This window comes from Paraburkholderia caledonica NBRC 102488 (genome assembly GCF_000685095.1).
GTDB lineage: Bacteria > Pseudomonadota > Gammaproteobacteria > Burkholderiales > Burkholderiaceae > Paraburkholderia > Paraburkholderia caledonica.
Map to the genome: position 1 here is coordinate 19,737 of NZ_BAYE01000031.1, position 24,604 is coordinate 44,340.

Consider the following 24,604-nt stretch of genomic DNA (forward strand, 5'->3'; position numbering starts at 1 on the left):
CTATGCAACAGTTCGATCCCACCGTCATCACGCACAATCTTCAGCCGATCGCAGCGGGCCTCGCCACCACGCTCGGCACCTGGGCGGCGGGTGTCGTGATCGGCATGGTGATCGGCTTTCTGATCGCGGTGTTGCAGCTCTTTTGCGGACGCTGGGTACGCGGCCTGTTGCGCTTCTATATCGAGCTCTTTCGCGGCACGCCATTTCTCGTGCAACTGTTTTTGCTCTACTACGGCGGCCCGTCGTTCGGCCTCACGCTCGAACCGATGACAGCCGGAGTGCTCGGTCTCGGCCTCTATGGCAGTGCGTATTTCGCCGAAGCGTTTCGCTCCGGTTTTCAATCGGTGCCGCCCGGCCATCTAGAAGCGGCGTCGTGTCTCGGCCTGACGCGCACGCAGGCCGTGTGGCGCATTCAGATGCCGCAAATGCTGGTGCTGATCGTGCCCGCGCTCACCAATCTCATCATCGTGTTGAGCAAGGAGACCGCAGTGCTGTCCATCGTCACGGTCCCCGAGTTGACGTTCGTGCTGACCGGCATCGGCTCGGCAAGCTTCGCTTTCGTGGAAACGCTGCTCATGCTGTGCGTGTGCTATCTCGCGCTCGTCGAACTGACGTCGCGCGCGGGCATGTGGGCCGAAACCCGCGTCGCGCGTTTCATGGCATAAAAGGAATCGGATCACTTCATGAACGCTATTGCCGACATGCCCTCCTCCGCGTCCGCCGTTCACGCCCGACCTGGATCGCCGCTGATCCAGGTGCGCGATCTTCGCAAACGCTTCGGCGAAGTCGAAGTGCTGCGCGGCGTCGATCTCGAGATTGCCCGCTCCGAGGTGGTATGCATCATCGGGCCTTCCGGATCGGGCAAGAGCACACTGTTGCGCTGCCTCGCTGCGCTGGAAACATACGATCACGGCGACGTGCGCATCGAAGGCGAACTGCTTGGCTATAGCGAGCGCAACGGCAAGCGCGTGCGCGCGACGCAAAGCGAGATCGATCGCGTGCGGCGTAACGTCGGCATGGTATTCCAGCAATTCAATCTATGGCCGCACATGACGGCGCTCGGCAACGTCATGGAAGCGCTGCTGCGCGTGCGGCGGCTGCCGCACGCCGACGCGCGCCGCCGCGCGAACGCGATGCTGGAAACAGTGGGCCTCTCGAATAAGGGCGACGCGTACCCGGCCAAACTTTCGGGCGGCCAGCAGCAGCGCGTGGCGATTGCGCGAGCGCTCGCCATGGAGCCGCACATCATGCTGTTCGACGAACCCACCTCGGCGCTCGATCCCGAACTCGTCGGCGAGGTGCTGCAAGTGATGAAGCAACTCGCGCGAGACGGCATGACGATGGCCGTCGTCACTCACGAAATGGGCTTTGCCGCGCAGGTCGCGGACAAAGTCATGTTCATCGACCAGGGGCGCATTGCTGTTCAAGGTCGACCGCGCGAAGTTTTCCATGACGCCGGACAGCCCCGCTTGCGGCAGTTCCTGCAGAACTACTTCGACCGCAACGCTTTCTGGGCGCGCGGCCCAGACGACGCAGAGCCGCTATGAACGCGCGCCCTGCCCCAACCGCATTGCGCGGACAGTAACCAGGGGCTGCCGATGTCCTCCATGCTTCGCGGCAAGAGCCACAAAGCCCACGGCAAGCCGCCAGCCGCCGCGGCTCAAAGCACGCGCGACGCGACTGCGGCTACGAGCGCTGCAGGTGAAGCGCCGGCTGCACGCTACGAGCAGGTCAAGCAGCATATTCTTGGCATCATCGAATCGGGCGCGCGTCAGGCAGGCGAGCGTCTGCCCTCCGAACTGGACCTCGTTGCGACGCTGGGCGTTTCGCGCATGACCGTCAATCGCGCGCTGCGCGAACTGGCGCACGAAGGGCTGGTTACGCGTGTGTCGGGCGTCGGCACGTTCGTCGCGCAAGCAAGGCCGCAATCCACGCTCCTGATGATCGCGCATATCGGCGATGAGATTCGCTCACGCGGACACGAATACAGCTACCGTACCGTGCTTTTGCAGCGCGAGACTGCATCTGTCGTCGTATCGAATGCGTTAGGGCTCGCGCCGGCCGCTTCGGTTTTTCATGTTGTTTGCGTGCACCGCGAAAACGGCTTGCCGGTGCAACTGGAGGACCGCTACGTGAATCCGGCCATTGCGCCGGATTTTTTGCAGCAGGATTTCTCGGCGATCAGGCCGTCGGAATATCTGTTCGAAACGGTGCCTGCGCACGACGTCGAACACATTGTCGACGCGGGACTACCGACTCAGGCCGAAGCCGGACTACTCGAAATTCGCGCGGAAGAACCTTGTCTCACGCTCGTGCGCCGAACCTGGACGAGCGGTGTTGCGGTGACGTTCGCGCGGTTCGTACATCCCGGCTCGCGGTACCGGCTCGGCTGCCGCTTTTCGCCGGATATGTCGCAGCGGCAAGGCTGACGCGCCACGCGTCACAACCTGGTTTCGCGCCGCGCCGGTGCCGTGCTGGCCCGTCACACATTGCCCGCCAGATGAAAGCGCGACGCCGGATGCCACAACTGCACGGACGTCGCCACGTCTTCGCCGACCCATGTACGACGCCATAGCTGCAAGCACGGCTCGCCGATCTCCATTGACAGATGACGGCGCACATACGCGTCCGGCTTCTGCGCGTAGATGCGAAACTCCGCGCGTTGAATGGGTGCGAGGCGCACCATGTAATGATTCGGCGTCTCGATGGTGAAGTCCTGCTGCAGATACTCGGGAAACACCTTCGGGTTCACGTAGCGATCTTCGTACTGGATCGGCTCGCCCTCTTCGCTGTGCACGATGCACGAATGGAACGCCGGGCCGCTCGACAGGCCGAGCGCTTCGAGCGCCTGCGGGTCGTCGCTCGGTTCGAGCGTCAACACGCGGGCCGAATGACGATGACCTCGCGCGGTGATTTCATCGGCGATATTGCGGATTTCCAACACCGTCGATTCGTAGCGCTGCGGCGCGACGAACGTACCGGAACCCTGCACACGGGTCAGCACGCGCTCAGTGGTCAATTCGCGCAGCGCGCGCGAGACCGTCATGCGAGCGACGCCAAACTCCTTCACCAGTTCCGTTTCGGAGGGGATCAGCCCGCCCGGCTTCCAGTCGCCTTCGCTGATACGCCGGATCACATAGCGCTTGATCTGTTCATAGGCGGGCATTGCTTTCGCGGGCGTCTCCTTGCACGCGGCGCGGTCCACGTTGCCGCCATGTCCCGCGCTTATTTGCGGGGCCGCTTGTGCAACTGCTTGCGCGCTTTGTTGTGCCCGCTTTTGCTCATTTGTAGTTGTGTTCACTCCGACCTCGTGGGTGGGTTGCGGATCGCATTCGTTGTACCGCTTTTACGCCCCGCAGTAAGTCCCTTGGGGACACCTCGGTCGGTTCGCCGGCGGGTAAGCCCGCTCACCGGATATGTCTTTGTCAGGCCACGAGAGCGACGACCGGTGCGCCGCCTGCAATGGCGACATGGCCCGCTACATCCATCACGCCCGCGCTATCGCTCACACTATTTGCGGCGGCGGGCAAGTTACTCGCCGCTGCGAGTTTCCCGATAGACGCGTCCGCAACGACACTGAGATTGCGCTGCCTCAGCTTGTCAGGGCCAGGCAACGGCGGCGGCGCCTCGCCAGCGATCATCCGGAAGGCCACGCTCATGTCGTCCGCGAGCGGACGGTCGTCGCGATACGTCGGCACGATCTGCCGCACGCGTTGCCACAACGCCTGCGTATGCGGCGCCGGTGGGGCGTCGGTGGCTTGCAGGTCGTAAGCCTGCGCTGCGGCCAATAGCTCTATCGCGACGATGCGCCCCGCGTTGTCGATGATTTCCAGCGCCTTCAATGCGGCAGGCGTGGCGTGGCACAGGTGATCTTCCTGCAAGCCCGACGTGATGCCGCCGTCGAGACTCGCTGGCAGCGCGAGCCGCCGGTTCTGCGCAACCAGCGAGGCCGCCGTGTACTGCGCGATCATGAAGCCCGAGCAGGTGCCGCCAGGCTCCGCCAGAAACGCGGGCAAGCCGCTCACCAGCGGATTGACGAGACGATCGAGCCGCCGTTCGGCCATTGCGGCGACCTGCGCGATGGCGGTGGCGAGGCTGTCCATCGCAAGCGCAATGGAGGCGCCCACCGCATGCGCCTGCGAATAAACGCGCGGATCTTCCGGCGTGCCCGCGACGATCGGGTTGTCGGTGATCGACGCCAGTTCGCGATCGACCACGTCGGCGGTCGCGGCAAGCACGTCGCGCGCCGCGCCGTGCACGTGCGGAATGGTGCGCATGCTGAGCGGATCTTGCGTGCGCTGGCCGACCACGGCCGCGAGAATGCCGCTGTCGGCAAGCGCGGTGCGCATGCGCTCGCCTACCAGGTTCAGCCCCGGTGAAATGCGCAGCGCGAGCGAGTCTTCATCGAATGCTGCCAGTTGGCCGCGCAGATTCTCAAAGCTCATTGCGGCGACGACATCGGTCCAATCGAGCAGACGTACCGCGCGTGCAAGCGCCAATGCGGCAAGCCCGGTCACGCAAGGCGTACCGTTGATCAGGCTGAGGCCTTCTTTCGCTTCCAGCACGAGCGGTTCGCGGCCGAGCATGTGCAACGCGTCGCGGCCCTTCATACGCTCGCCGCGATATCGCACATGACCTTCGCCGATGCACACCAGGGCGATATGCGCCATATGGCTCAGATAACCGACCGATCCGAACGCCGGCACTTCGGGCAAGCAGTCGGCGTTGAGCAAGGCCACGAGTTGATCGGCGACCTCGATACGGATGCCCGAGTGCCCATGCGCGAAGTTGTTGACGGCGGCGGCCATGATCGCCCGCGTCTCGGCGACACCGAGCGGCGCGCCGACACCGACTGCGTGACTCATCAGAATGTTGCGCGACAGCGTGCGCTGTTCGGTGGGCGACACGATCACGTCGCACAACGCGCCCACGCCCGTATTGACGCCATACGCTCGAATGCCGCGCTCGACAATCTGTTGCACCAGTACATGCGCCGCCGCAATGCGCGCGCGGGCGTCGGCGGAAAGTTCGAGCGGCTCCCCGGCGGCGACAGCCGCCACCTGGGCCCAGTCGAGAGGACGATCGGAACGGATCACGGCCATGATGTTGCTCTGCTCAGTAGAGTGCGTGGCGATACGAATTAGTTGGTCGTGCGGTCCTGATGACTCGACACGAATTGACGGAAGCGCTCAGACTTGCACTCGACGAATACTTCGTCAGGCGTGCCGTCGGCTTCCACTTGGCCCTGATGCAGGAACATCACGCGATTCGACACGTGCCGCGCAAAACCCATTTCGTGCGTGACGACCAGCATCGTGCGCCCTTCTTCGGCAAGCGAGCGCATGACGCGCAGCACTTCGCCAACGAGTTCGGGATCGAGCGCCGACGTGGGTTCGTCGAACAGCATCACTTTGGGATGCATGGCAAGAGCGCGCGCAATCGCCACACGCTGCTGCTGGCCGCCCGACAGATGCGCCGGATAATGGCCGCGCTTTTCCGCGAGACCGACTTTCGCGAGCAGCGCCTCGGCTTCTTCCACCGACTCGGCGCGGCTGCGCTTTTGCACGCGCATCGGTCCTTCGATCAGGTTTTCGAGCACCGTCATATGCGACCAGAGATTGAAGTTCTGGAACACCATGCCGAGTTGCGAACGCACGCGGTCCACCTGGCGGCGGTCGCTCGGTTGCAGCTTGCCGTCGCCGCGGCGCTTCATTTTCAGTTCTTCTCCGGCGAGCGCGACGGAACCGTCGTCGGGTGTCTCCAGCAGATTCAGGCAGCGCAAGAAGGTGCTTTTGCCCGAGCCGCTCGCGCCGAGAATCGAGATCACGTCGCCTTGATGAGCGTCGAGCGAAATGCCTTTGAGCACGTGGTGGTCGCCGAACGATTTGTGAATGTTCTTGACCGACAGTGCAACGGGTGCCGTAGCGTTCATGGAATTCTCCAGGTTCATCCGGAATGGCCGGGCGCTCAAGGCGCGGCGCGGCGTGCTTCGGTAGTGGCGGACACTGGCCGGCTCGGTGCGGTCTGCCTGGGCGCCGCACGCAGATGCCGCGACAGGCGCGTTTCGAGCATGCCGAGCGCGCGCACGATAATGAAGTTCAGGAACAGATAGATCAGCGCGGCGCAGATAAACACTTCCGTCGTGCGATACGTTTGCTGAATGATCTGCTGCGCGACGCCGGTCACTTCCCACACGGTCACGAGACTCGCGAGCGCGGTGGATTTGACAAGCAGCACCGCTTCGGTCGAATAAGCGGGCAGACACTGGCGCAGTGCAATCGGGCCGATCACGCGGCGCAGCAGCCCGAAGCCCGACAGGCCGATCGAGTAACCCGCCTCGATCTGGCCGACCGGCACGGCCATCAGGCCACCGCGAATGATTTCGGCCGTATAACCGGCGGTACAGAGCGCGAGCGATAAAACGGCGCACATATACGGCTCGCGCAGCACCGGCCACATGAAGCTCTCGCGAATCACGCCGAACTGACCCATGCCGTAGTACACGAGGAACATCTGGATCAGTAGCGGCGAGCCGCGGAACACGAGGATATAAGCGCGCGCGAAACGGTTCGGCAGCCAGTGCGGCGACACGCGCATCGTGACGATCACGAGCGACAGCAGCCCCCCGAGAACGAGCGAACAGAAGAACAGGCCGAGCGTGGTCGGCACGGCGGCGAGCAGTTGCTTCACCGTATCGAGCAGAAAATCGAAGTCGAAGTTCATGATGCCGTCGCCGTCAGTTGCGCGCGAAGTTGCGCTTGAAGGACCGGCCCACGCGTGCCTCGGCGTGGTTGAAGACCCGGTTCGAGATGCTGGTCATCAGCAGATACAGCGCGCCGCCGACCACGAAGAACGTGAAGTATTGATGCGTAGAGCCCGCCGCCACCTGACTCGTGCGCAGCAGTTCGGCGAGACCCGTGACCGAGATCAGCGCGGAATCTTTCAGGCTCAGTTGCCATACGTTGCCGATGCCGGGCAAGGCGAAACGCAGCACTTGCGGAATCAGGATGCGGCGCGCCATGGTGAGGGTCGGCATGCCGATGGAGCGGGCCGCTTCAAGCTCGCCGCGCGATACCGCGAGCACCGCCGAGCGATACACTTCGGCCTGATACGCGCCCGAAATCATGCCGACAGCGAGCGCGCCGATCACGAACGGCGGCACGCCGACGAAGCCCTCGGCGCCGAACCATTGGCCCACGGTCGTCACGAGCGTCGAGCCGCCGAAGTAGAACAGATAGATGACAAGCAGTTCGGGCACGCCGCGAAACACCGTCGTGTAGATGTCGCCGATCACGCGCAGTGTGCGCAGGCGCGACAGCTTGGCCGCAGCGACCAGGGCGCCGAATACGGCCCCGACCGCGAGGGCCGCGAGCGTGAGCGCGACAGTCATCAACGCCGCGAGCAGCAGCACGCCGCCCCAACCTTCCGGCCCGAAGCCGAGCATCTGTATCAGAGCCATTCCCTACCTCCCGTCTTGACGGACGATGAAACAGCTGCACGCGCGAGCTCGCGCCCACGCATGCCGCATTCGTGCAACGCCCGGTGAATCAGGGCGTGACGTCGGTCTTGAACCACTTGGCGGAAAGCTTTTTGACGGTGCCGTCGGCGAGCGCCGCGCTGATCGCGGTGTCGAATTTCGCTTTCAGGTCGGCGTCCTGCTTGCGGAACGCGAGGCCTTCACCCGGACCCCAGATCGGACCGCCGATCTTCGGGCCGGCCATCACGATCGATGCGGTTTCCTTCTTGTCGATGTTCGCGGCGTAGTACGTCACGTCGTCGAACGACGCGTCGATACGCCCGTTCGCCAGATCGAGATCGCGCTCGGGCGACGTCTTGTAGACGCGGATCGTGGCGATGTCCTTGAAGCCGTCGTTGATGAACTTGGTATAGACGGTGCCGGACTGGATGCCGATGGTCCTACCCTTCAGCTGCTTGCGCAGCGCGTCGACGGTCGGCTGATCGGACTTGGGATCGCCCGTGAGCTTGACGACGCCCGCGCCCGCTGCGGCCTTGGGCAGCACCTTGGCGTCGGCCACCGCGAACGTGGCGGGCGTGGCCGCATACGGCTTCGAGAACGCGATGATCTTTTCGCGCTCCGGCGTGATCGAGATCGCATCCATCAATACGTCGAACTTGCCGGCTTGCAGACCCGGGATCATGCCGTCCCAGTCTTGCGCGACCAGATTGCATTGCAGCTTGATGCGCTCGCAGAGGTTCGCAACCAGTTCAGGTTCGAAACCGCCGAGTTTGCCGCCGGGCAAGGTCAGGTTCCACGGTGCATAGCCGCCCTCGAGCGCGATCGTCACCGTCTTCCATTCCTTCGCCTGCGCCGGTGCGCCCAAAATCGCCGCGGCGCCGAGCACGGCGCCGATCAATGCTTTTGCTGCCGTGGTGCGTTTCACTTTCACGTCGAAACTCCTTTGATTGAGGAAACCGTCGAACCGGAATGCGGACCGGCGTTTTGAGCGCCGCTCAATTTGTATAGACAAGTCTGCATGAGTCAAAAAGCCGTCGCAAGCGGATTCTTAGAAAAATCGCGCGATCATCGGGTAAGCCCCTACAAGGCGCGGTGGATCGGGGCTTTCACAGGGGATCGGCGACGAAGGCGTACACCTGCCGGGTCGCAATGGATGCGTCGGCATGGTGCATTTTGTCTAGACAGGTTCGAGGAATGCAACGCGAAGGTGCGCTGCGCGGATACGTCGGCCCGATGAAAGGACCGACGGCGCGGGCGAGGAATTACACCAAACCGGCCCGCGTGCGCACGCGGTCGAAAATCTCCGTCAGGTCGATGTCGCCGGTGTTCAGACCGAAGCGATCGTGCAGACAGGCCGCGAGTTCGTCAGCGCATGCGAGGCGCTGCTCGCGGACGATACTGCCGTCCGCGGCGCGCTCGGTCAGTTGATCGTTCAGCAGCGTGAGGCGGGTTTCGTCCAACACGCGGCACACGATGAGATTGTTCGCGAAGACCGCTTCGGGCGAGGTCGACGTGTACCAGTTCGAGGTTTCGTAATCGATCCACTCGACCGGATGCAAATTGAAGCGATAGACGCGCGACCACGTTTGATCGCGAGCCTGCACTTCGAGATACAGCGCGTCGTGCGAGGCGTCGGCGAGGCGGAAGACGCCCAGGTCCGTGCGTTGCGTAAGGCCCGGCGTCAACCGCACCGGCGATGTCAGCGTAACGCTGCCGAAACCGACGTCCGCGATCCATGCTTCGTTGTCCAGATCGATTCGCAGCACCATGTGCGTTCGAGGTGGAACCGCGTCGGGCTCCCGGCCCCACAGCACTCGCCCAAGCAACGGCGTGACCTGAAAGCCCAGTTCGATCAGTACGTTCGCGAGCAGCGCATTCTGCTCGAAGCAGTAGCCGCCCCGGTGATCGTCGACGAGTTTTCTTTCGACGGATTCCAGATCCACCTTCACTGGGCGACGCGTGAGCGGATTCAGGTTTTCGAACGGAATGGCTCGCGGATGCAACCGGTGAATTGCCTTCAGCACTTCGAGCGTCGGCGCACGCGGGCCCGTATAACCAATGCGCTCGAAGTAGTTGTCGAGATTGAGTGTGTGTGACATAGGCGTCGTCCGTCTGGTTCTAGTTGCGCTACTGCCCGCCTCCGAGCGCCGACTTCGCGATCGACGGCACGCTGATACCGTGGCTCGTTGCGAACTGTACCGCGGAACTGAGCGTCGACATCAGCGACTGCAACTGCCCAGGCGCCGATTGCGCGATATACGACGCGCTCTGCGCGGTCTGCGGATTCATGCCGGCCTGCAGCAGCGAAGCAGGATTCATCTGCCCGATGCTGCCGAGGCCCGACTGCAGGCTCGAATACTGACTGACGCCTTTACCGAGCGACGCAAGGCCGTCGGTGAACGCCTGCTTGTTCACCGGCGTTTGCGTTGCGTTGCCCGCTCCACCCGCACGGCTGGCAAATGCCTGCGTCAACGTTTGCGACAGCGACTGCTGCGTGCTGCCGACTTGCGTCAACTGGCTGACCGACGGCGTACCGCCGCTCAGCAAGCCGGCGGCCTGCTGCGCCTGCCCGGCCGCGCTCGACAGACCCATTGCGGACGCAAGCGACGACTGCCCGCTCAGCACCTGCTGATTCGCACCCACATAGGTTTGCAACAACTGCGATATGCCGCCAGACGATGCCGCGCCAGCATCCGCGGATGTGTCCCCGCCACCAATGCCGAACTGTTTCAGATTCAACTGTGCGTTCGAAACGCCGCTTGCGAAAAGACCGGCGCTCGCCAGCAACGAAATCAGAAGGACACGCTTCATATGTAACTCCTTGTAAGAGACTGCGGAAACTCGTGCGGTTCGACAAGCCGCACCGTTACGCGTTCGCACGAATTTTCGACGCGTGAGTCCCTGCATGCTGGCGCGAGTCGTTTGCATCTCGTTGACGCACCAGTACATGCCTCGGTACGATCACGCCCATTGTCCGGTTCGCGCGAACCGATGCCGGCCTGCGCCCGGTTAAATAGCTATTTAACGCCGCGGCGCGCGAAAGCAGTCGATAACAACATTAAAGGCATTTTGATGAAGCTCGCCCGATCCATTCGCCCCGTTGCATCCCTGCCTGTCCGCTTCGATTTTCTGTCATCTGGCGGCAAGGCGGCCGGGCGCAGCCGCACGCGTTCGTTTCGCCGCATCGCGTGGTGCACGGCGTTCGCATGGGCTTGCACTTCGGGTGTGGCAATGGCGCAGGGCGATGCCAACGCAGGCGCAAATGCCGACGCCGCGCGCGATGCAAGCAAAGCAAACGAAGCAGCAGGCGCGGATACGGGCAAAGCCGCAGCCAGCGAGACCGGCTTCTGGAACCGCGACCAGATGTTCGGCGACATGGGCGGCTTGCGCCCGTGGCTCGGCAAATATGGCGTGAGCTTCGCTCTCACTGAAACCAGCGAACTGCTTGGCAACCTGCGCGGCGGCCTCGCGCGCGGCGCCGCGTACGACGGCGTGACTACCGCGACTGTCCAACTGGATACCGACAAGGCGTTCGGCTTGCCGGGCGGCCAGTTCAACGTGAGCGCATTGCAGATTCACGGAGGCAACTTCAGCGGTGACAAACTCGGCACGCTGAATACGGCAAGCGGCATTGAAGCCGAAAACAGCACGCGCCTGTGGGAGCTGTGGTATCAGCAGTCGTTCCTGAACAAACGGATCGACGTGAAGGTCGGTCAGCAAAGTATCGACCAGGAGTTCATCTCCAGCACGTACTCCGCGCTTTTCATCAACACGATGTTCGGCTGGCCCGCGCTGCCCACTTACGACATGCCGTCGGGCGGGCCGGCGTATCCGCTGTCGGCGCTCGGCGTGCGCGTGCGCGGACAGATCACGCCTTCGTTGACGGCGCTCGCCGGTGTGTTCGACGGCGATCCGCTCGGCAACAATCCGAACAACCGGAGCGGGACTAATTTCAACCTGCATAACGGCACGCTGTTCATCGGCGAGTTGCAGTATGCGATCAATCAGCCGGCAGACAGCGACACGCCGCCTGCGGCGAGCACTGCCGGGGGCGGACTGCCGGGCACCTACAAGATCGGCGTCTGGTACAACAATGGCCATTTCGCAGATCAACGCTACGACAGCAACGGTGTGTCGCTTGCGAGTCCCGCGTCAACGGGCGTCGCGGCGAACCATCGCGGCGACTACAGCTTCTACGCGGTGGCCGATCAGATGATCTGGCGGCCCAACCCGAGCGAAGCGCGCAGCCTCGGCGTGTTCGCGCGCGTGATGGGCGCGCCGGGTGACCGCAATCTGGTGAGCGTCGCGGCCAATCTCGGCGTCGTGCTCAAAGCGCCGTTCGCCGGCCGCGACAATGACAGCGTGGGTCTCGCGCTCACGTACATCAAGATCGGCAGCCACGCACACGGAATCGATCAGGATAACCTGGCATTCAGCGGCGGACCGTACGGTGTTCGAACAAGTGAAACCGCGCTCGAAGCGACCTACCAGTACCAGATCGCCCCGTGGTGGATGCTACAGGCCGACGCGCAATACACCTTCAACGCGGGCGCCGGTCAGAATCCGAACGATCCGACGAAGCCGCTGCGCAACACGTTCGTCGTCGGCCTGCGCACCAACATCACGTTTTGATTCGCATCGCGCTGCGACCGAAAAGCGTGAAGTCGTCCGCACCGTTCACTGCGCGGCCGACGACCCGCGCGGCTGGTTGCGTAACGACAGATCCTGAACCATCTGCGCTGCCAGATAATCGCAGGTTGGCCTGTCTGACTTCGCGCTGCGCGCGACCACGATTTCCAGCGGCTCTATTTTCGGCAAGCCCTGTGCTTCGCCGAGAATAGCGAGGCGCGGCGGCACGCTGCAGCGCGTGAGCGCCACCACCGACAAACCGGCGTCCACCGTTGCGACGAGGCCCATCAAGCTCGCGCTGCTGAATGCCGCGCGATAGCGAATCCGCGAGCCGTCGAGCGCGGCCAGCGTATGCTGGCGCGCCACGCAGCCGGGCTCATACAGCCCGACGGGCAACGGCGACGCCGCCAGTACCGGCGTATCGACGCTCGCCCCTACCCACACCATCGGCTCGCTGCGAACGAATTCGCCGCGCAATTTGCGGTCGCGCGTGACAAAGGCGAGATCGATCTTGTTGTCGGCCAGCATCGGCGCGAGCGAAGTGCTCTGCGCGCAGACGATTTCGATTTCCACGTGCGGATAGAGATTCGAAAATCGCCGCAAGACCGGCGACAACAGCGACGACACGTAATCGTCCGGCGCGCCGAGCACCACGCGTCCGGTAACTTCGGGCCGAACGATAGCCGACCACGCTTCCTCGTGCAACGCCAGCACGCGCCTCGCGTATTCGAGCAGCGTATTGCCGGGCCGCGTGAGCGACAGGTTGCGCGTGTTGCGCGCGAACAGCGTGGTGCCGAGCATGGCTTCGAGGCGCTTGATCTGCATGCTGACCGCGGCCTGCGAGCGGTGAACGGTAGCCGACGCTTTCGTGAAACTGCCCGTATCCACGACCGCGACGAAAGTGCGCAACAGATCGGCGTCGAATTCGGGGTGCATGATTTATCAATCCCGCTTATGGAATTTCTCAATTTAATTCGTTTGTGATTGCCGCGCAACCGGCGCAATACTTGGCTGCATCACTTCACGGAGACGATCGGCATGACCCTCACCCAACGTCAACAGGGCGCCATCACGTTGGCCGGCGGAGGGCTGCTGATGGGCACGCTCGGCGTCTTTGTCGAGGAAGCGCGGCTCGGCGCGCTGACACTGGTGTTCTTTCGTTGCCTGTTTGGATTCCTCTCGCTGGCCGCCTACTGCGCGTGGAAGGGCTTCTTCACGCGCGCACATTTCACACGGCGTACGGTCGTACTCGCGCTGATCTCCGGCGTGCTGATGGTCACGCAATGGGTCGGTTTTTTCGATGCGATCCATCGCACCAGCATTGCGGTCGCGACCGTGGTGTTCCACGTGCAGCCGTTCTGGGTCGTGCTGATCGGCGCCGCGCTTTTCAACGAACGGCTGGGCGCGGATCGGCTTGGCTGGATCGCGACCGCGTTCGTCGGGCTCGTGCTCGCGTCGGGTGTGGCGGCCACGGAAAATCTGCAAGGCCATACGAGCTATCTGATCGGCATCGGCGAAGCATTGGCCGGCTCGGTGCTGTACGCGAGCGTCACGTTGATCGCCAAGGGACTCGGCGACCTGCGCCCGCACCTGCTGACACTCGCGCAATGCGCGGTAGGTGTGGTGTTCCTGCCGATCATCGCGCCGCTTATTGCGCCCTTTGACGCCGTGCATATCGGGGCAATGCAGTGGTTCTGGATCGTCGGCATGGGGGTGTTGCACACGGGGCTTTCGTATGTGCTGATCTACGGCGCGTTGCCCAAGCTCACCACGCCGATCATCGCGGTACTGCTGTTCATCTATCCGCTCACTGCGATTGCCGTCGATGCGATCGTGTACGACCGCGCGCTTTCGCTGCCGCAACTCGCGGGTATGGCGCTCATCGTGATTGCGAGTCTCGGGGTGAATCTCGGCTGGCCGCTCGTTTCGTTGCTGCTCCCACACCGGCGCGCGCGGCGTCATGCAGAGTGAGTTGCACGTTCAGGCTTGGTGGCAGATCAGTGCCGGCAAACGGTCGGCACCGCGCTGCGAAGCCCGTCAGATTTACTGCGGCAGCACTTCACCCTTCGTCTCCGGCGCGAACGGAATGACAAACAGACCGGCGACGAACACGAGCGCCGTCAGAGCCACCGGCACCCCGAGCGTGTGCATGTGAAGAACCGCCGCGCCAAGCAGAAAGTTCACGCCGGCGCCGACGAACCGTCCGAACGACGTACAGAACGCAAACGCCGTCGCACGCACGCGCGTTTCGAACTGCTCGGGCAGCCACAAGCTGAACAGCGCAAAGTTGCCGCCGAAGAAACCCAGCACGAACAGCCATGCGATGAACGGCGCGAGCCCGTTCGGCAAATAGAAGGCCCAGCCGAAACTGCCGGTGATCGCCACCGCCATTCCCGCGAAGTAAAACGCCAGCGTCTTGCGGCGCCCGAAGCGTTCAGCGAGCGGCGGCAGTGCGAGGCATCCGAGAATCGTGCCGATGGACAGCAAGCCCGTTGCGAGCGACGCCATTCTGATTGCATCGTTCTTCGCCATGCCGGCCTTGGACGCAAGCTGAATGACGGCCGACGGCTCATATACGGCTCCCGCCCACAAACCGATAATGGCAATCGTCAACAGAATGCATGCGACCCATGTGCGTCGCCGGTAGGCCGGTCCCAGAATCTCGCGCAGCGGTTTCGCGCGTTCGGCGTGCGCCTCGGCCTTCTGCCATTTCTCGGATTCCTTCACGCGCAACAAAATCAGAATCGCGACGACGACCGGCACGGCTCCCGTCAGGAACATCGCACGCCAGCCGAAGTGCACGCCAATCGTGTAGTTGAGCGCCGCCGCCAGGAAGAAGCCCGCGTAATACCCCGTTTGCAGATAGCCGGCGCCCATCTTGCGACGATCCTCCGGCCACGCTTCCGCCACGTAGGTGCCGGCCAGCGCCCATTCGCCGCCAATGCCGACGCCCGCAATGAAGCGATAGATTCCCAACTCCCATACGTTGTGAGAGGTCGCGGCAAGCCCCGTGAAAATCGCGAATGTGAAGATCGTGCCCGCCAGCACCTTGGTTCGGCCAAAGCGATCGGCGAGCGGTCCCCATATGAAGGACATGCCCCAGCCGACCAGGAACAGCGCAAACAGAATTGAACCGGCCAGCCCGATGTTGGCGGGCGTCGCCGCGTAGCCGGAGCGCGGCAATAGCTCGGTCAGCGCCGGCGTGAGCACGAGCGCGTAAATGAACGAGTCCATGCCGTCGAGCGTCCAGCCGGCCCAAGCGCCCCAAAAACCCGCGATCTGCGAGCGATTCAACGGCGTGCGGCGCCGTGCGGCCGACGTGCGGTCGGTGAGTGAACTCATCGTGCTCCTCCTGCCTGCTGTTACCTGCATATGAAAGGGAAACGACCGGACACGAGCGTCGTGAAGCCATGGTTGCCGTGCAAGCCCGCAGCACCCTGCGGGGCTCGGAGAGAAATTCCGGGTTTGCCCGCGTTTAATTCGCGTCGTTTTGTATATAATATTTGAACTATGAACGATGCAACAGATGGTTTTCCCCTGGATGCCCCCGTGCGCGCCCCGCTTCTTCCTGCAGCCGCGCCACGGGAGAGCACGTCCCGCGTAATCGCGGAGGCGTTGCGCGAGGCGATTATCGACGGCACGCTGGCGCCCGGCGCGCCGCTGCGCCAGGACGCGCTCGCCCGGCACTTTTCGGTTAGCGCGATCCCGGTGCGGGAGGCGTTGCGCCTGCTCGAGACCGAAGGCTGGGCGAAGGTCGCGATGCACAAAGGAGCGACCGTCGCGCCCTTGTCCGCAGATGAAGCGCGTGAGATCTACGAGATCCGCTCCGCGTTGGAGAGCCTTGCGATCGGGCTGGCAATACCCAAACACACGGCGGCCACGCTGCGCGAATGCGCGGCGCTGTGCCGCGCGGCGGAGCGCGAGCCGGACCCGTCGCTGTACGTGGCGCGCAATGCCGAGTTCCACATGAGCCTGTATGCGCCGGCCGCGCGTCCTCAACTCGAAGACCTGATCCGCGTGCTGCATCGGCGTGGCGAACGGTATTTGCGCCTGAAATTCGGGTTGCCTTCTTACAAGGGCGAATCCGACAATGAACACAGCGAATTGCTCGACGCCGTGCAACGGCGCGACGTGCCGGGCGCGCAAGCGCTCGTCGTTGCGCACCTGCTCGGCACGGGCGATCTGCTCCACCGTTTCCTGACCGAACGCGCGCAGGCGGAAGCCGCGCTCGCGAACCGGCCCAAGCCGCGCGGCAGACCCCCGCGCATCACCACCGGGAGCTGATTGAGCCGATGAACCCATCCGCCGAAGCGTCATCCGCCGCACGTTCATGGACCACGCGCCGCGACGAAAAGAACCGCCGCCTCGCCGCTATTGCGCCATGGCTCGAAGACGGCGTCCTGCCGCCCAACCGCATCGTCGATGCTCTCGAAACGCTGATCCAGCCAGGCGACCGGGTCGCGCTCGAGGGCGACAACCAGAAGCAGGCGGATTTTCTGTCGCGCTCGCTGGCGAAAGTCGATCCGCAGAAGCTTCACGACGTGCATCTGCTCATATCGAGCATCAGTCGCCCCGAGCATCTCGCGCTGTTCGAACGCGGCATCGCGCATAAAGTGGATTTTGCGTTTGCCGGGCCACAGAGCTTGCGCGTCGCGCAACTGCTCGAAGACGGGCAACTGGAAATCGGCGCGATCTACACGTACGTCGAACTTTACGCGCGCATGTTCGTGGACCTGACGCCGCACGTCGCGCTGCTTTGCGCAGAAAAGGCGGACCGTCACGGCAATCTCTACACGGGCCCGAACACCGAAGACACACCGACCATCGCGGAGGCCGCCGCGTTTCGTCATGGCATCGTAATCGTCCAGGTCAACGAGATCGTCGATGAACTGCCGCGTGTCGATATTCCAGGCTCGTGGGTCGACGTCGTCGTGCAAGCGGACCGGCCGTTCGCGGTGGAGCCGCTTTTTACGCGCGATCCGCGCCATATCGGCGATCTGCAGGTGCTGACCGCGATGATGGTGATACGCGGCATCTACGAACCGTACGGCGTGAGTTCTCTGAACCACGGCATTGGCTTCGACACCGCGGCGATCGAGTTGCTGCTCCCTACCTACGGCGAGTCGCTCGGCCTGAAGGGCAAGATCTGCCGCAACTGGACGCTCAATCCGCACCCCACGATGATCCCCGCGATCGAATCGGGCTGGGTCGAGAGCATCCATTGCTTCGGCAGCGAAGTCGGCATGGAGGCGTATATCGAGGCGCGTCCGGACGTGTTCTTCACCGGTAACGACGGCACGCTGCGCTCGAACCGCGTTCTGTGTCAACTGGCCGGGCAATACGGCGTCGACCTCTTCATCGGCTCGACGTTGCAGATCGACGCGGACGCCAATTCATCCACGGTGACGCGTGGACGTCTCGCCGGCTTCGGCGGAGCGCCGAACATGGGCCACGATCCGCGCGGCCGCCGTCATTCGAGCGAAGCGTGGCTCAAGCTCCTGAAGGATCAAGGGCCCGTGTCGCGTGGTCAGAAGCTCGTCGTGCAACTCGCGGAGACATACAAGAAAGGCGGCGAGCCGACTTTCGTCGACGAACTGGATGCCGTCGCCGTGGGTGCGAAAAACGGCATGCCGATCGCGCCGGTCATGATCTATGGCGACGACGTGAGCCATGTCGTCACCGAAGAAGGCATCGCGCATTTGCACAAGGCCGAAGGCATCGACGAACGGCGCGCCGCAATCGCCGCCGTGGCCGGCGTGACGCCGATCGGCTTGCGTGCGAAGCCCGAGAAAACCGCCGAACTGCGCCGGCGCGGCATCGTCGCGTATCCGGAAGATCTTGGCATTCGCCGCGGTGAAGCGAAGCGTTCGCTGCTGGCCGCACGCAGCATCGACGATCTGGTCACGTGGTCGGGCGGTTTGTATGCGCCGCCGGCTCGCTTCAGGAGCTGGTGATGAGAGCCGCTGCTGTCTTGTTCGAGCGCGATGAGCGGTCGTCCGCCCAGGCCGCACGGGCCGCACAAGGCGCGCAAGTCGGGCCCGCGCCGATGCCGGCCGCTCGCGTCAGCAAGCCTATCCAGAACCTGCTCACCGACGCGGAACTCGCGCATTACGCCGTGACCGCGCTAATCGACGAAGCCGAACTCACGCCGAAGCCCGCGCTCGTCGATCGGCGCGGCAGCGGCGCGCATCGTGACCTCGACCTCGCGATCATGCGGCGCTCGGCGCATGCGCTCGAACCGACGTTCGACGCGCTAGCGCGCACGGCGCGCCGCCGCGGCGAACCGTCGGCGCTATTGCGCACTGAACTCGCGCAGATCGGCCGCGCGGGCGAGCAGGACATGCTGCGCGCAACAGGCGGCAGCAACGCGCATCGCGGCGCAATCTGGATTGTCGGGCTGCTGGTCGCGGGCGCGTCGTTGCAGCAGACCGTGGGCCGCCTCGACGCATCGAACATCTGCCAACGCGCGGCGCAGATCGCCTGCTTCCCCGACCGCTTTGCCGCTGCGACCGACAGTCACGGAGAGCGCGTGCGGCAGCGCTATCAGGTCGGCGGCGCACGCCGCGAAGCGCAAGAAGGCTTTCCGCATGTGATCGGCACGGGCTTGCCCGCGTTGCTCGCGGCGCGCGAGCGCGGCATCGCCGAAGACGCCGCCCGCGTCGACGCCCTGCTCTCGATCATGGCTTCGCTCGACGACACCTGCCTGCTGCATCGCGCGGGTCTCGCCGGCTTGCATGCCGGACAACGCGGCGCGCAGCGCGTGGTGCAAGCCGGTGGCAGCTCGACACCGGAAGGCCAGATCGCGCTCGCCGCACTCGAACAGCAACTGCTGTCGCTCAACGCATCGCCCGGCGGCGCAGCCGACCTGCTCGCCGCCACCCTCTTTCTCGACATGCTGGCGCATCACGACGCCAGCGGGAGCTGAGCCACATGGAACATCTGACCTTCGACTATCCGGCGCAACGCGCCGTCACGACTCGCGCGCATGTCGGCGTGGTCGGCTCGGGCGATCTGGAAGTGCTGCTCGCCCCCGCCGATAACGCCAACGCGCTCACCGCGCATGTCGTCGTGCGCACGAGCGTGGACGGCTACAGTCACATCTGGAAGAGCGTGCTCGACCGCTTCTTCACTCGCTACGACGGCGCCGCGCAAATCGAAATCAACGACTTCGGTGCGACGCCTGGCGTCGTGGCGTTGCGGCTCGCCGAAGCCGTCGAGGCCGCCGAACAGGGAGACGACGCATGAGCACGCTTGCAAGCACGCATGCCGCGCCGCTGCTGCGCGACAGCTTTATCGAACTGCCCGCTCGCGAGCGTGCCCGCTCGCTGCTCGATCCGGGCACCTTCCGCGAATTGCTCGGCCCATTCGACAGGATCGAGTCGCCCTGGCTGCCGCTGCAAGGCGTCGTTTGCCAGGCGGACGACGGCTGCGTGATCGCGCGCGGCACGATCGACGGCGAGCCCGCTGTGATCGCCGCGATCGAATCGGCGTTTCAGGGCGGCAGCATCGGCGAAGTATCGGGCAGCAAGATCGCCGCTGCTCTCGAACTGGCGCTGCGCGATTGCGAGCGCGGCAAGATGGTGCGGCCGGTCGTGCTGTTCGAAACCGGCGGCGTGCGCCTTCAGGAAGCCAACCTGGGCCTCGCCGTGATCGCCGAGATGCAGGCAGCGATCGTTGCGCTGCGTCGTCATGTGCCGGTGGTCGGCGTGATCGCGGGCATGGTCGGCTGCTTCGGCGGCATGTCGCTCGCGGCTGCGCTGTGTTCGTACCTCGTCGTGACGAAGCAGGGCAGGCTCGGTATGAACGGGCCCGAGGTGATCGAACAGGAAGCCGGCATCGAAGAGCTGGATGCAAGCGACCGGCGCCGCGTGTGGCAACTGATCGGCGGAGAACAGCGTGCGGCGACGGCGCTCGCCGATAGCCTCGTCGACGACGACGCCGAGGCCGTGCGCGCCGCCGTGCGTTCAGCGTTCGCGCTCGGCGTGCCGGCTGCACACCGAAGCGAACAGGTCGACGTATTCTTGCAACGGCTTGCGCGGATCGATCCGGCCAGCGTGACGCCGGAAAGCATGCGCGAGGTTTATTCGACGAAGCAAAACGACAATCAGCCGCGCAAGGAGCAAGTATGAGCGACACCCAACTGAGCCGCGGCGCGCGCTGGTTCCACGCGCTCGCCGGCGATTCCGGCAACGCGGCGCCGGTGTGGAGCGGCGATGCGCCGCTTGGCGACGAGACCGCGCGCTTCATCACCGTCGTGCCCGATCCCGCCAACCGCTTTCCGCGCGCGACCGACAACGTGGTCGGTCTCGAACAAGGCTGGCAACTCGCACGAGCGGTCCGCGAGACGATCGCGGCCGATGCGGCGAGCAGCACGCGCCGCCCTATCGTCGCGATCGTCGATGTGAAAAGCCAGGCGTATGGCTATCGCGAGGAAATGCTCGGCATTCATCTCGCGTGTGCCGCCGCGGTCGACGCTTATGCGTCGGCTCGCGATGCGGGACATCCGGTCATCGCGCTGATCGTCGGACCGGCGATGTCGGGCGCATTCCTCGCACATGGCTACCAGGCGAATCGCATCGTCGCGCTCGATGCACCCGGCACGATGGTCCATGCGATGGGCAAGGAAGCCGCCGCGCGCGTCACCCGCCGCACGGTCGAAGCACTTGACGCACTCGGCGAAACCATTGTGCCGATGTCGTACTCGATGGCCTCGTTTGCGAAGCTCGGACTGCTCGATCAACTGATAGAAGGCATCGACGCGGATGCACCTGACGCCGCGCAAATCAAGCGCGTACGGCAGGTGTTGTGCGAACAGATCAGCAGCGCACGCACGGGCAGCCGCAACCTGTCGCGGCGGCTGGAATCGGCGGCCGCGCAGAAGAACCGCGCGGCGTCTATCGAAGTGCGCCGGCGGCTCGCTGAACAATGGGATGCCGTGTAATGCGTGTCTGTGCCGCGCCGCCCTTCACCGCGCAGTCCGCTGCGCCGTGCGCCGGGTCGTCTGATACACGTTGGCGGCCGCACGACCTGCTGCACTTGCGGCGTCTCGCTACGTTCGAAGGCGAACCCGCATGGGTCCGCGACGCTTTCGAGCGCGCGCCGTATGCGGTCGTGCGGCGTGCGCTTACCGCGCTGGGCGTCGTCGCAGTCGGCGTGCGCGGCGCGCAGCGCTCGCAGCGGTACGGCACGTGGGTTGCATCGGCGGAGATCGTCGAAGCAACAGCGCCCGAAGCACTCGTGCGGAGCGAACCGCTCGCGGGGCGCACCGCATTGCCCGCCTTTGTCGCGCTCGCCGCGTTGCAACGGGACTCGACCAGTGCATTGAATCGACTCGTGTGGGGCCCCACGGGAAGCGCGGGTTTCGAACTGGCAACGCGGAGAAACACGGTGTCGGAATCGAGCGACCTGGATCTTTTGATTCGGACACCCGAACGATTATCGCGCGATTGCGCCGCTGGCTTGCTGAAGCGGTTCGACGCGCTCTCGCGGCAAACCGGCATTCGCATCGACGCGCAACTGGAAACGCCGGCAGGCGGTGTCGCACTAGCCGAGTGGGCCGCGGGCAAAGCACGTGTGATGGCGCGCCACGCAAGCGGTCCGCAACTGCTTGCCGATCCGTGGGCCGCCGTCCAGCCGACTGACGTCTGATGCTCGCGCTGATCTTCCCGGGCCAAGGTTCGCAGACCGACGGCTTCCTGCATCGCCTACCGCCGCATCCCGCCGTGCATGCGACGCTCGACGAGGCTTCCAACGTACTCGGCATCGACGTCCTTTCGCTCGACACACCCGATGCATTGCGCTCGACCGTTGCCGTGCAGTGCGGCCTGACCGTGGCCGGGGTGGCTCTCTCCCGCGCGCTGGCCGATGAAGGGCTGACGCCCGAGATGAGCGCCGGGTTGTCGGTGGGCGCGTACCCGGCGGCGGTGAGCTGCGGCGCGCTCGCCTTCCACGACGCATTGACGATGGTCCACCGTCGCGCCGAATTGATGGAGGCCGCCTACCCATCGGGCTACGGTCTGGCGGCAGTGTCGGGGTTGACGGAGCACCAGCTCGCAACGCTCGCCGCCCAGCATGCCGACGCAGGCGAGCCGCCCGTCTACATCGGCAATGTGAACGCGCCGCGGCAGATCGTCATGGCGGGTGCGAACGCCGCGTTGGACAGCTTTCTCGCCCGCGCGTTGGCCGCGGGGGCGCGCAAGGCGACGCGCCTTGCGGTCAGCGTGCCTTCACATTGCGAATTGCTCGCGAACGCAAGCAACGAACTGTCGGCCTACGCGCGTACCCTTCACTTCAGCGCGCCGCAAAGCATCTACATCGGCAATCGCGGCGGGCGCCCCTTGTACACGGCCGACGCGATTCGCGACGACCTCGCGACCAACATGCGCTACACCGTGCGATGGTTCGACGCACTCACCGTCATGCAGGAAATGGGCATGCGCGTCGCGATAGAAGCGCCGCCCGGCCAGGTGTTGACGGACATCACGCGCGAACACTATCCCGACATCGCCGCGCTCGCGGCTAGCACGCTTCCGCTCGAACGCCTGACGGCGACAGCACAGCGGCGCCTCGAAACCAGATAGGCAAGCCGCGCTTCACTGGCGCTTCTCGATCAACTGCCGCCCCATCGCTTTCGCATACCCATCGCAGGCATTGCGCGCAACGCGCGCCGCTGCAAGCACGCCGACGTCGGCATCGTCGCGGTAGTACATCGCCACGTTGATCGGCGGCGGCAACGGACGCACCTGCAACTGCCCCAACTCTCCGCTCGTCAGATACGGCTCGACAAAAAGCGCGGGCACAGCCGCGATGCCAAAGCCGTCGCGCAATAGTTTGACGATGACCGCGACCGACGGCATGCACGTCACCTGCGTATCGGCGAGCGGTACGCCCGCGCGCGTGGCCAGCGTGTGTACGATAGTCTCCACCGCGATTTGCGGCGCCGTGCCGCGGCCGAACGTGAGAACCGGTTTGCGCAGCAGCGCCCCGACATGCTTCGCACGGCTCGCGGGAATCAGGTCGCTGCGCGCGATCCAGCGCACCGGATAACTTGCCAGCAATGCCGACACAATCGATGTCTCGCGCTCGCCCGCTTCTTCCACCTGGATCACGAGATCGAGTTCGCCGGCGCGCAGGCGAGGTCCGAGCACGGCGCTCGAATCGACGGTCAGGTCCACGACTATGCGGTGGTACTCCAGGTTCAGCATGCGGATGTAGTCGGGCAACCAGCTATGCACGACCGTCTCGATCACGCCGAGGCGCAGCCGGGTCGCCAACTGCGTTTCGTCCTGTGCGGCCAGTTGCAGCGAACGCGTGGCCTGCACCACCGAGCGCGCGTGCGCAAGCAGCCGCTCGCCATTTGCGGTGAGCTTGAATTCGGGCGCATCGCGTTCGATCAATTCGACGCCGAGTTCCGACTCCAGCGTCTTGATACGCAGTGAAATGGCGGCGGGCGTTGCGTGCATCGCCGCCGCCGTCGCACGAAAACTACCGAGCCTGGCGAGCGTCAGGAATGTTTCGACGAAGCGGGTATTCATTGCATGTGGTCTCGCAAACGAGCGGATGAACAGGCGGCATGATCGCCGTAAAGCGGCACTTCCGCCGTTAAATTTAATTTAACGGAATGGAAGAAAAACTCGCTGGATGGATATTTTTGACGTTACTACTCTGGAACGCATCAGAAGGTCAGTCCGTTAAATCCGAAGCGAGCCGTTCATGTCATACACGCCATCCGAATTTCGTCAGCAGATACGCAGCGGCCGTCTGTCGGGCCCCACCGCAGGCTTTTGCGGCGACTACGCGCAAGCCAATCTCGCCATTCTTCCGCAGCAATACGCCGCCGATTTTCTGCGTTTCTGCACGCTCAATCCGAAGGCGTGTCCATTGCTTGGGATCGGCGAGACGGGCCAGTGGCGCGTGCCCTCGCTCGGCGCCGACCTCGATATTCGTAACGACATACCTGCGTTTTATGTGTATCGCCACGGCGAGCGTGCCGAAGAAGTGCGCAGCCTCAACGAACTCTGGCGCGACGACCTGGTGGTGTTCGCAATCGGCTGCTCGTTTTCGTTCGAAGAAATGCTGCGCCGCGAAGGCATTGGCCTGCGCCATATCGAACAGCAGGTCAATGTGCCCATGTATCGCACACGCGAACGCAACGTGCCCGCTGGCGTGTTCGGCGGCAACCGCGTCGTCTCGATGCGTCCACTGAAAGCCGCCGACGCAATCCGCGCGATTCAGATCACGAGCCGCTTTCCCGCAGTGCATGGCGCGCCCGTGCATATCGGCGACCCGTCGCTGATCGGCATTCGCGATCTCGGCCGGCCCGATTTCGGCGATGCAGTCGAAGTGCGCAGCGACGAACTGCCGGTGTTCTGGGCATGCGGCGTCACGCCACAAGCCGCCATCGAGAGCGCGCGCCTGCCGTTCGCGATCGCGCACAAGCCGGGACACATGCTCGTCACCGACATTCCCAACGCCTCGCTCGCCGTCATCTAGCGCGGC

General features: G+C 64.2%; 25 protein-coding genes. 14 read left to right on the plus strand and 11 right to left on the minus strand.

Annotation, left to right across the window (positions count from 1 at the left end):
- The first annotated feature begins 2 nt into the window (after positions 1-2).
- The 3 genes from BCA01S_RS31160 to hutC (BCA01S_RS31170) are packed head-to-tail and all read left to right on the plus strand — an operon-like array spanning position 3 to position 2,429.
- Complete coding sequence (locus tag BCA01S_RS31160; RefSeq protein ID WP_027780242.1) at positions 3-665, plus strand: amino acid ABC transporter permease; 663 nt, start codon at positions 3-5, stop codon at positions 663-665.
- An 18-nt stretch (positions 666-683) separates the two neighbouring features.
- Positions 684-1,547 carry an amino acid ABC transporter ATP-binding protein gene (locus tag BCA01S_RS31165; RefSeq protein WP_027780243.1) on the plus strand — a complete coding sequence of 288 codons (864 nt, stop codon included), beginning with the start codon at positions 684-686 and terminating at the stop codon, positions 1,545-1,547.
- 51 nt (positions 1,548-1,598) lie between these two features.
- Positions 1,599-2,429 (plus strand): histidine utilization transcriptional repressor HutC, encoded by an 831-nt coding sequence (gene hutC / locus BCA01S_RS31170; RefSeq protein WP_027780244.1) that lies wholly within the window; start codon positions 1,599-1,601, stop codon positions 2,427-2,429.
- A gap of 53 nt (positions 2,430-2,482) precedes the next feature.
- Here hutC (BCA01S_RS31170) and hutC (BCA01S_RS31175) read toward each other — a convergent pair whose 3' ends face one another.
- From hutC (BCA01S_RS31175) to BCA01S_RS31210, 8 genes are all read right to left on the minus strand, one after another.
- The gene (hutC, locus tag BCA01S_RS31175; protein ID WP_027780245.1) at positions 2,483-3,166 is read right to left on the minus strand and encodes a histidine utilization transcriptional repressor HutC; all 684 of its coding nucleotides are present in this window, start codon (positions 3,164-3,166) and stop codon (positions 2,483-2,485) included.
- Positions 3,167-3,425: 259 nt separating this feature from the next.
- Entirely contained in the window at positions 3,426-5,102 is a 1,677-nt protein-coding gene (locus BCA01S_RS31180; RefSeq protein ID WP_027780246.1) for an HAL/PAL/TAL family ammonia-lyase, read from the minus strand.
- Positions 5,103-5,140: 38 nt separating this feature from the next.
- Positions 5,141-5,932 (minus strand): ABC transporter ATP-binding protein, encoded by a 792-nt coding sequence (locus tag BCA01S_RS31185; RefSeq protein WP_020070309.1) that lies wholly within the window; start codon positions 5,930-5,932, stop codon positions 5,141-5,143.
- A gap of 35 nt (positions 5,933-5,967) precedes the next feature.
- Positions 5,968-6,723 (minus strand): ABC transporter permease, encoded by a 756-nt coding sequence (locus BCA01S_RS31190; protein ID WP_020070308.1) that lies wholly within the window; start codon positions 6,721-6,723, stop codon positions 5,968-5,970.
- Positions 6,724-6,736: 13 nt separating this feature from the next.
- On the minus strand, positions 6,737-7,459 hold the full coding sequence (locus tag BCA01S_RS31195; protein ID WP_027780247.1) for an ABC transporter permease: 723 nt from the start codon (positions 7,457-7,459) through the stop codon (positions 6,737-6,739).
- 88 nt (positions 7,460-7,547) lie between these two features.
- A complete protein-coding gene (locus tag BCA01S_RS31200; RefSeq protein ID WP_027780248.1) occupies positions 7,548-8,408 on the minus strand; it encodes a transporter substrate-binding domain-containing protein in 861 nt (286 codons plus the stop codon).
- 331 nt (positions 8,409-8,739) lie between these two features.
- On the minus strand, positions 8,740-9,576 hold the full coding sequence (locus BCA01S_RS31205; protein ID WP_027780249.1) for an arylamine N-acetyltransferase family protein: 837 nt from the start codon (positions 9,574-9,576) through the stop codon (positions 8,740-8,742).
- A 28-nt stretch (positions 9,577-9,604) separates the two neighbouring features.
- Entirely contained in the window at positions 9,605-10,288 is a 684-nt protein-coding gene (locus BCA01S_RS31210; protein WP_027780250.1) for a hypothetical protein, read from the minus strand.
- A gap of 261 nt (positions 10,289-10,549) precedes the next feature.
- Between BCA01S_RS31210 and BCA01S_RS31215 the strand changes: the two genes are divergently transcribed.
- Positions 10,550-12,109: a carbohydrate porin gene (locus BCA01S_RS31215; RefSeq protein ID WP_027780251.1), complete on the plus strand. Its 1,560-nt coding sequence runs from the start codon at positions 10,550-10,552 to the stop codon at positions 12,107-12,109.
- A gap of 45 nt (positions 12,110-12,154) precedes the next feature.
- Here the strand turns inward: BCA01S_RS31215 and BCA01S_RS31220 are convergent, their stop codons facing one another.
- Positions 12,155-13,042, minus strand: a complete 888-nt coding sequence (locus BCA01S_RS31220; RefSeq protein WP_027780252.1) for a LysR substrate-binding domain-containing protein — start codon at positions 13,040-13,042, stop codon at positions 12,155-12,157.
- 102 nt (positions 13,043-13,144) lie between these two features.
- Between BCA01S_RS31220 and BCA01S_RS31225 the strand changes: the two genes are divergently transcribed.
- The gene (locus tag BCA01S_RS31225) at positions 13,145-14,077 is read left to right on the plus strand and encodes a DMT family transporter (RefSeq protein WP_027780253.1); all 933 of its coding nucleotides are present in this window, start codon (positions 13,145-13,147) and stop codon (positions 14,075-14,077) included.
- Positions 14,078-14,149: 72 nt separating this feature from the next.
- On the opposite strand, the gene BCA01S_RS31230 is transcribed toward BCA01S_RS31225, so the two are convergent.
- Complete coding sequence (locus BCA01S_RS31230; RefSeq protein WP_027780254.1) at positions 14,150-15,448, minus strand: MFS transporter; 1,299 nt, start codon at positions 15,446-15,448, stop codon at positions 14,150-14,152.
- Between the two features lie 168 nt (positions 15,449-15,616).
- On the opposite strand from BCA01S_RS31230, the gene BCA01S_RS31235 reads away from it, so the two are divergent.
- Genes BCA01S_RS31235 through mdcH form a run of 8 tightly spaced genes read left to right on the plus strand, consistent with a single transcriptional unit; the run spans position 15,617 to position 22,686 of the window.
- Positions 15,617-16,390 carry a GntR family transcriptional regulator gene (locus tag BCA01S_RS31235; RefSeq protein ID WP_027780255.1) on the plus strand — a complete coding sequence of 258 codons (774 nt, stop codon included), beginning with the start codon at positions 15,617-15,619 and terminating at the stop codon, positions 16,388-16,390.
- Between the two features lie 8 nt (positions 16,391-16,398).
- A complete protein-coding gene (mdcA, locus tag BCA01S_RS31240) occupies positions 16,399-18,060 on the plus strand; it encodes a malonate decarboxylase subunit alpha (protein WP_027780256.1) in 1,662 nt (553 codons plus the stop codon).
- A complete protein-coding gene (locus tag BCA01S_RS31245; RefSeq protein ID WP_027780257.1) occupies positions 18,060-19,031 on the plus strand; it encodes a triphosphoribosyl-dephospho-CoA synthase in 972 nt (323 codons plus the stop codon). Before mdcA ends, BCA01S_RS31245 begins: the two co-directional genes overlap by 1 nt.
- A gap of 5 nt (positions 19,032-19,036) precedes the next feature.
- Positions 19,037-19,351, plus strand: coding sequence for a malonate decarboxylase subunit delta (locus BCA01S_RS31250; protein WP_027780258.1), 315 nt, complete (start codon positions 19,037-19,039; stop codon positions 19,349-19,351).
- Positions 19,348-20,235 carry a biotin-independent malonate decarboxylase subunit beta gene (locus BCA01S_RS31255; protein ID WP_027780259.1) on the plus strand — a complete coding sequence of 296 codons (888 nt, stop codon included), beginning with the start codon at positions 19,348-19,350 and terminating at the stop codon, positions 20,233-20,235. Before BCA01S_RS31250 ends, BCA01S_RS31255 begins: the two co-directional genes overlap by 4 nt.
- Complete coding sequence (gene mdcE, locus BCA01S_RS31260; protein WP_027780260.1) at positions 20,232-21,047, plus strand: biotin-independent malonate decarboxylase subunit gamma; 816 nt, start codon at positions 20,232-20,234, stop codon at positions 21,045-21,047. Before BCA01S_RS31255 ends, mdcE begins: the two co-directional genes overlap by 4 nt.
- Positions 21,047-21,754 carry a malonate decarboxylase holo-ACP synthase gene (locus BCA01S_RS31265; protein WP_027780261.1) on the plus strand — a complete coding sequence of 236 codons (708 nt, stop codon included), beginning with the start codon at positions 21,047-21,049 and terminating at the stop codon, positions 21,752-21,754. The genes mdcE and BCA01S_RS31265 overlap by 1 nt, the downstream gene beginning before the upstream one ends.
- Entirely contained in the window at positions 21,754-22,686 is a 933-nt protein-coding gene (gene mdcH, locus BCA01S_RS31270; RefSeq protein ID WP_027780262.1) for a malonate decarboxylase subunit epsilon, read from the plus strand. The genes BCA01S_RS31265 and mdcH overlap by 1 nt, the downstream gene beginning before the upstream one ends.
- 12 nt (positions 22,687-22,698) lie before the next feature.
- On the opposite strand, the gene BCA01S_RS31275 is transcribed toward mdcH, so the two are convergent.
- Positions 22,699-23,640 carry a LysR family transcriptional regulator gene (locus BCA01S_RS31275; RefSeq protein ID WP_027780263.1) on the minus strand — a complete coding sequence of 314 codons (942 nt, stop codon included), beginning with the start codon at positions 23,638-23,640 and terminating at the stop codon, positions 22,699-22,701.
- A 178-nt stretch (positions 23,641-23,818) separates the two neighbouring features.
- Here BCA01S_RS31275 and BCA01S_RS31280 point away from each other — a divergent pair, with 178 nt between their 5' ends.
- Positions 23,819-24,598, plus strand: coding sequence for a putative hydro-lyase (locus BCA01S_RS31280; RefSeq protein ID WP_027780264.1), 780 nt, complete (start codon positions 23,819-23,821; stop codon positions 24,596-24,598).
- The last annotated feature ends 6 nt before the right edge of the window (positions 24,599-24,604 follow it).

Bases quoted from the DNA above. Each gene is read 5' to 3' on its own strand.
- BCA01S_RS31160 (WP_027780242.1), top strand. From the start codon at position 3: ATGCAACAGTTCGATCCCACCGTCATCACGCACAATCTTCAGCCGATC.
- BCA01S_RS31165 (WP_027780243.1), top strand. From the start codon at position 684: ATGAACGCTATTGCCGACATGCCCTCCTCCGCGTCCGCCGTTCACGCC.
- hutC (WP_027780244.1), top strand. From the start codon at position 1,599: ATGTCCTCCATGCTTCGCGGCAAGAGCCACAAAGCCCACGGCAAGCCG.
- hutC (WP_027780245.1), bottom strand. From the start codon at position 3,166: ATGCCCGCCTATGAACAGATCAAGCGCTATGTGATCCGGCGTATCAGC.
- BCA01S_RS31180 (WP_027780246.1), bottom strand. From the start codon at position 5,102: ATGGCCGTGATCCGTTCCGATCGTCCTCTCGACTGGGCCCAGGTGGCG.
- BCA01S_RS31185 (WP_020070309.1), bottom strand. From the start codon at position 5,932: ATGAACGCTACGGCACCCGTTGCACTGTCGGTCAAGAACATTCACAAA.
- BCA01S_RS31190 (WP_020070308.1), bottom strand. From the start codon at position 6,723: ATGAACTTCGACTTCGATTTTCTGCTCGATACGGTGAAGCAACTGCTC.
- BCA01S_RS31195 (WP_027780247.1), bottom strand. From the start codon at position 7,459: ATGGCTCTGATACAGATGCTCGGCTTCGGGCCGGAAGGTTGGGGCGGC.
- BCA01S_RS31205 (WP_027780249.1), bottom strand. From the start codon at position 9,576: ATGTCACACACACTCAATCTCGACAACTACTTCGAGCGCATTGGTTAT.
- BCA01S_RS31210 (WP_027780250.1), bottom strand. From the start codon at position 10,288: ATGAAGCGTGTCCTTCTGATTTCGTTGCTGGCGAGCGCCGGTCTTTTC.
- BCA01S_RS31215 (WP_027780251.1), top strand. From the start codon at position 10,550: ATGAAGCTCGCCCGATCCATTCGCCCCGTTGCATCCCTGCCTGTCCGC.
- BCA01S_RS31220 (WP_027780252.1), bottom strand. From the start codon at position 13,042: ATGCACCCCGAATTCGACGCCGATCTGTTGCGCACTTTCGTCGCGGTC.
- BCA01S_RS31225 (WP_027780253.1), top strand. From the start codon at position 13,145: ATGACCCTCACCCAACGTCAACAGGGCGCCATCACGTTGGCCGGCGGA.
- BCA01S_RS31230 (WP_027780254.1), bottom strand. From the start codon at position 15,448: ATGAGTTCACTCACCGACCGCACGTCGGCCGCACGGCGCCGCACGCCG.
- BCA01S_RS31235 (WP_027780255.1), top strand. From the start codon at position 15,617: ATGAACGATGCAACAGATGGTTTTCCCCTGGATGCCCCCGTGCGCGCC.
- mdcA (WP_027780256.1), top strand. From the start codon at position 16,399: ATGAACCCATCCGCCGAAGCGTCATCCGCCGCACGTTCATGGACCACG.
- BCA01S_RS31245 (WP_027780257.1), top strand. From the start codon at position 18,060: ATGAGAGCCGCTGCTGTCTTGTTCGAGCGCGATGAGCGGTCGTCCGCC.
- BCA01S_RS31250 (WP_027780258.1), top strand. From the start codon at position 19,037: ATGGAACATCTGACCTTCGACTATCCGGCGCAACGCGCCGTCACGACT.
- BCA01S_RS31255 (WP_027780259.1), top strand. From the start codon at position 19,348: ATGAGCACGCTTGCAAGCACGCATGCCGCGCCGCTGCTGCGCGACAGC.
- mdcE (WP_027780260.1), top strand. From the start codon at position 20,232: ATGAGCGACACCCAACTGAGCCGCGGCGCGCGCTGGTTCCACGCGCTC.
- BCA01S_RS31265 (WP_027780261.1), top strand. From the start codon at position 21,047: ATGCGTGTCTGTGCCGCGCCGCCCTTCACCGCGCAGTCCGCTGCGCCG.
- mdcH (WP_027780262.1), top strand. From the start codon at position 21,754: ATGCTCGCGCTGATCTTCCCGGGCCAAGGTTCGCAGACCGACGGCTTC.
- BCA01S_RS31275 (WP_027780263.1), bottom strand. From the start codon at position 23,640: ATGAATACCCGCTTCGTCGAAACATTCCTGACGCTCGCCAGGCTCGGT.
- BCA01S_RS31280 (WP_027780264.1), top strand. From the start codon at position 23,819: ATGTCATACACGCCATCCGAATTTCGTCAGCAGATACGCAGCGGCCGT.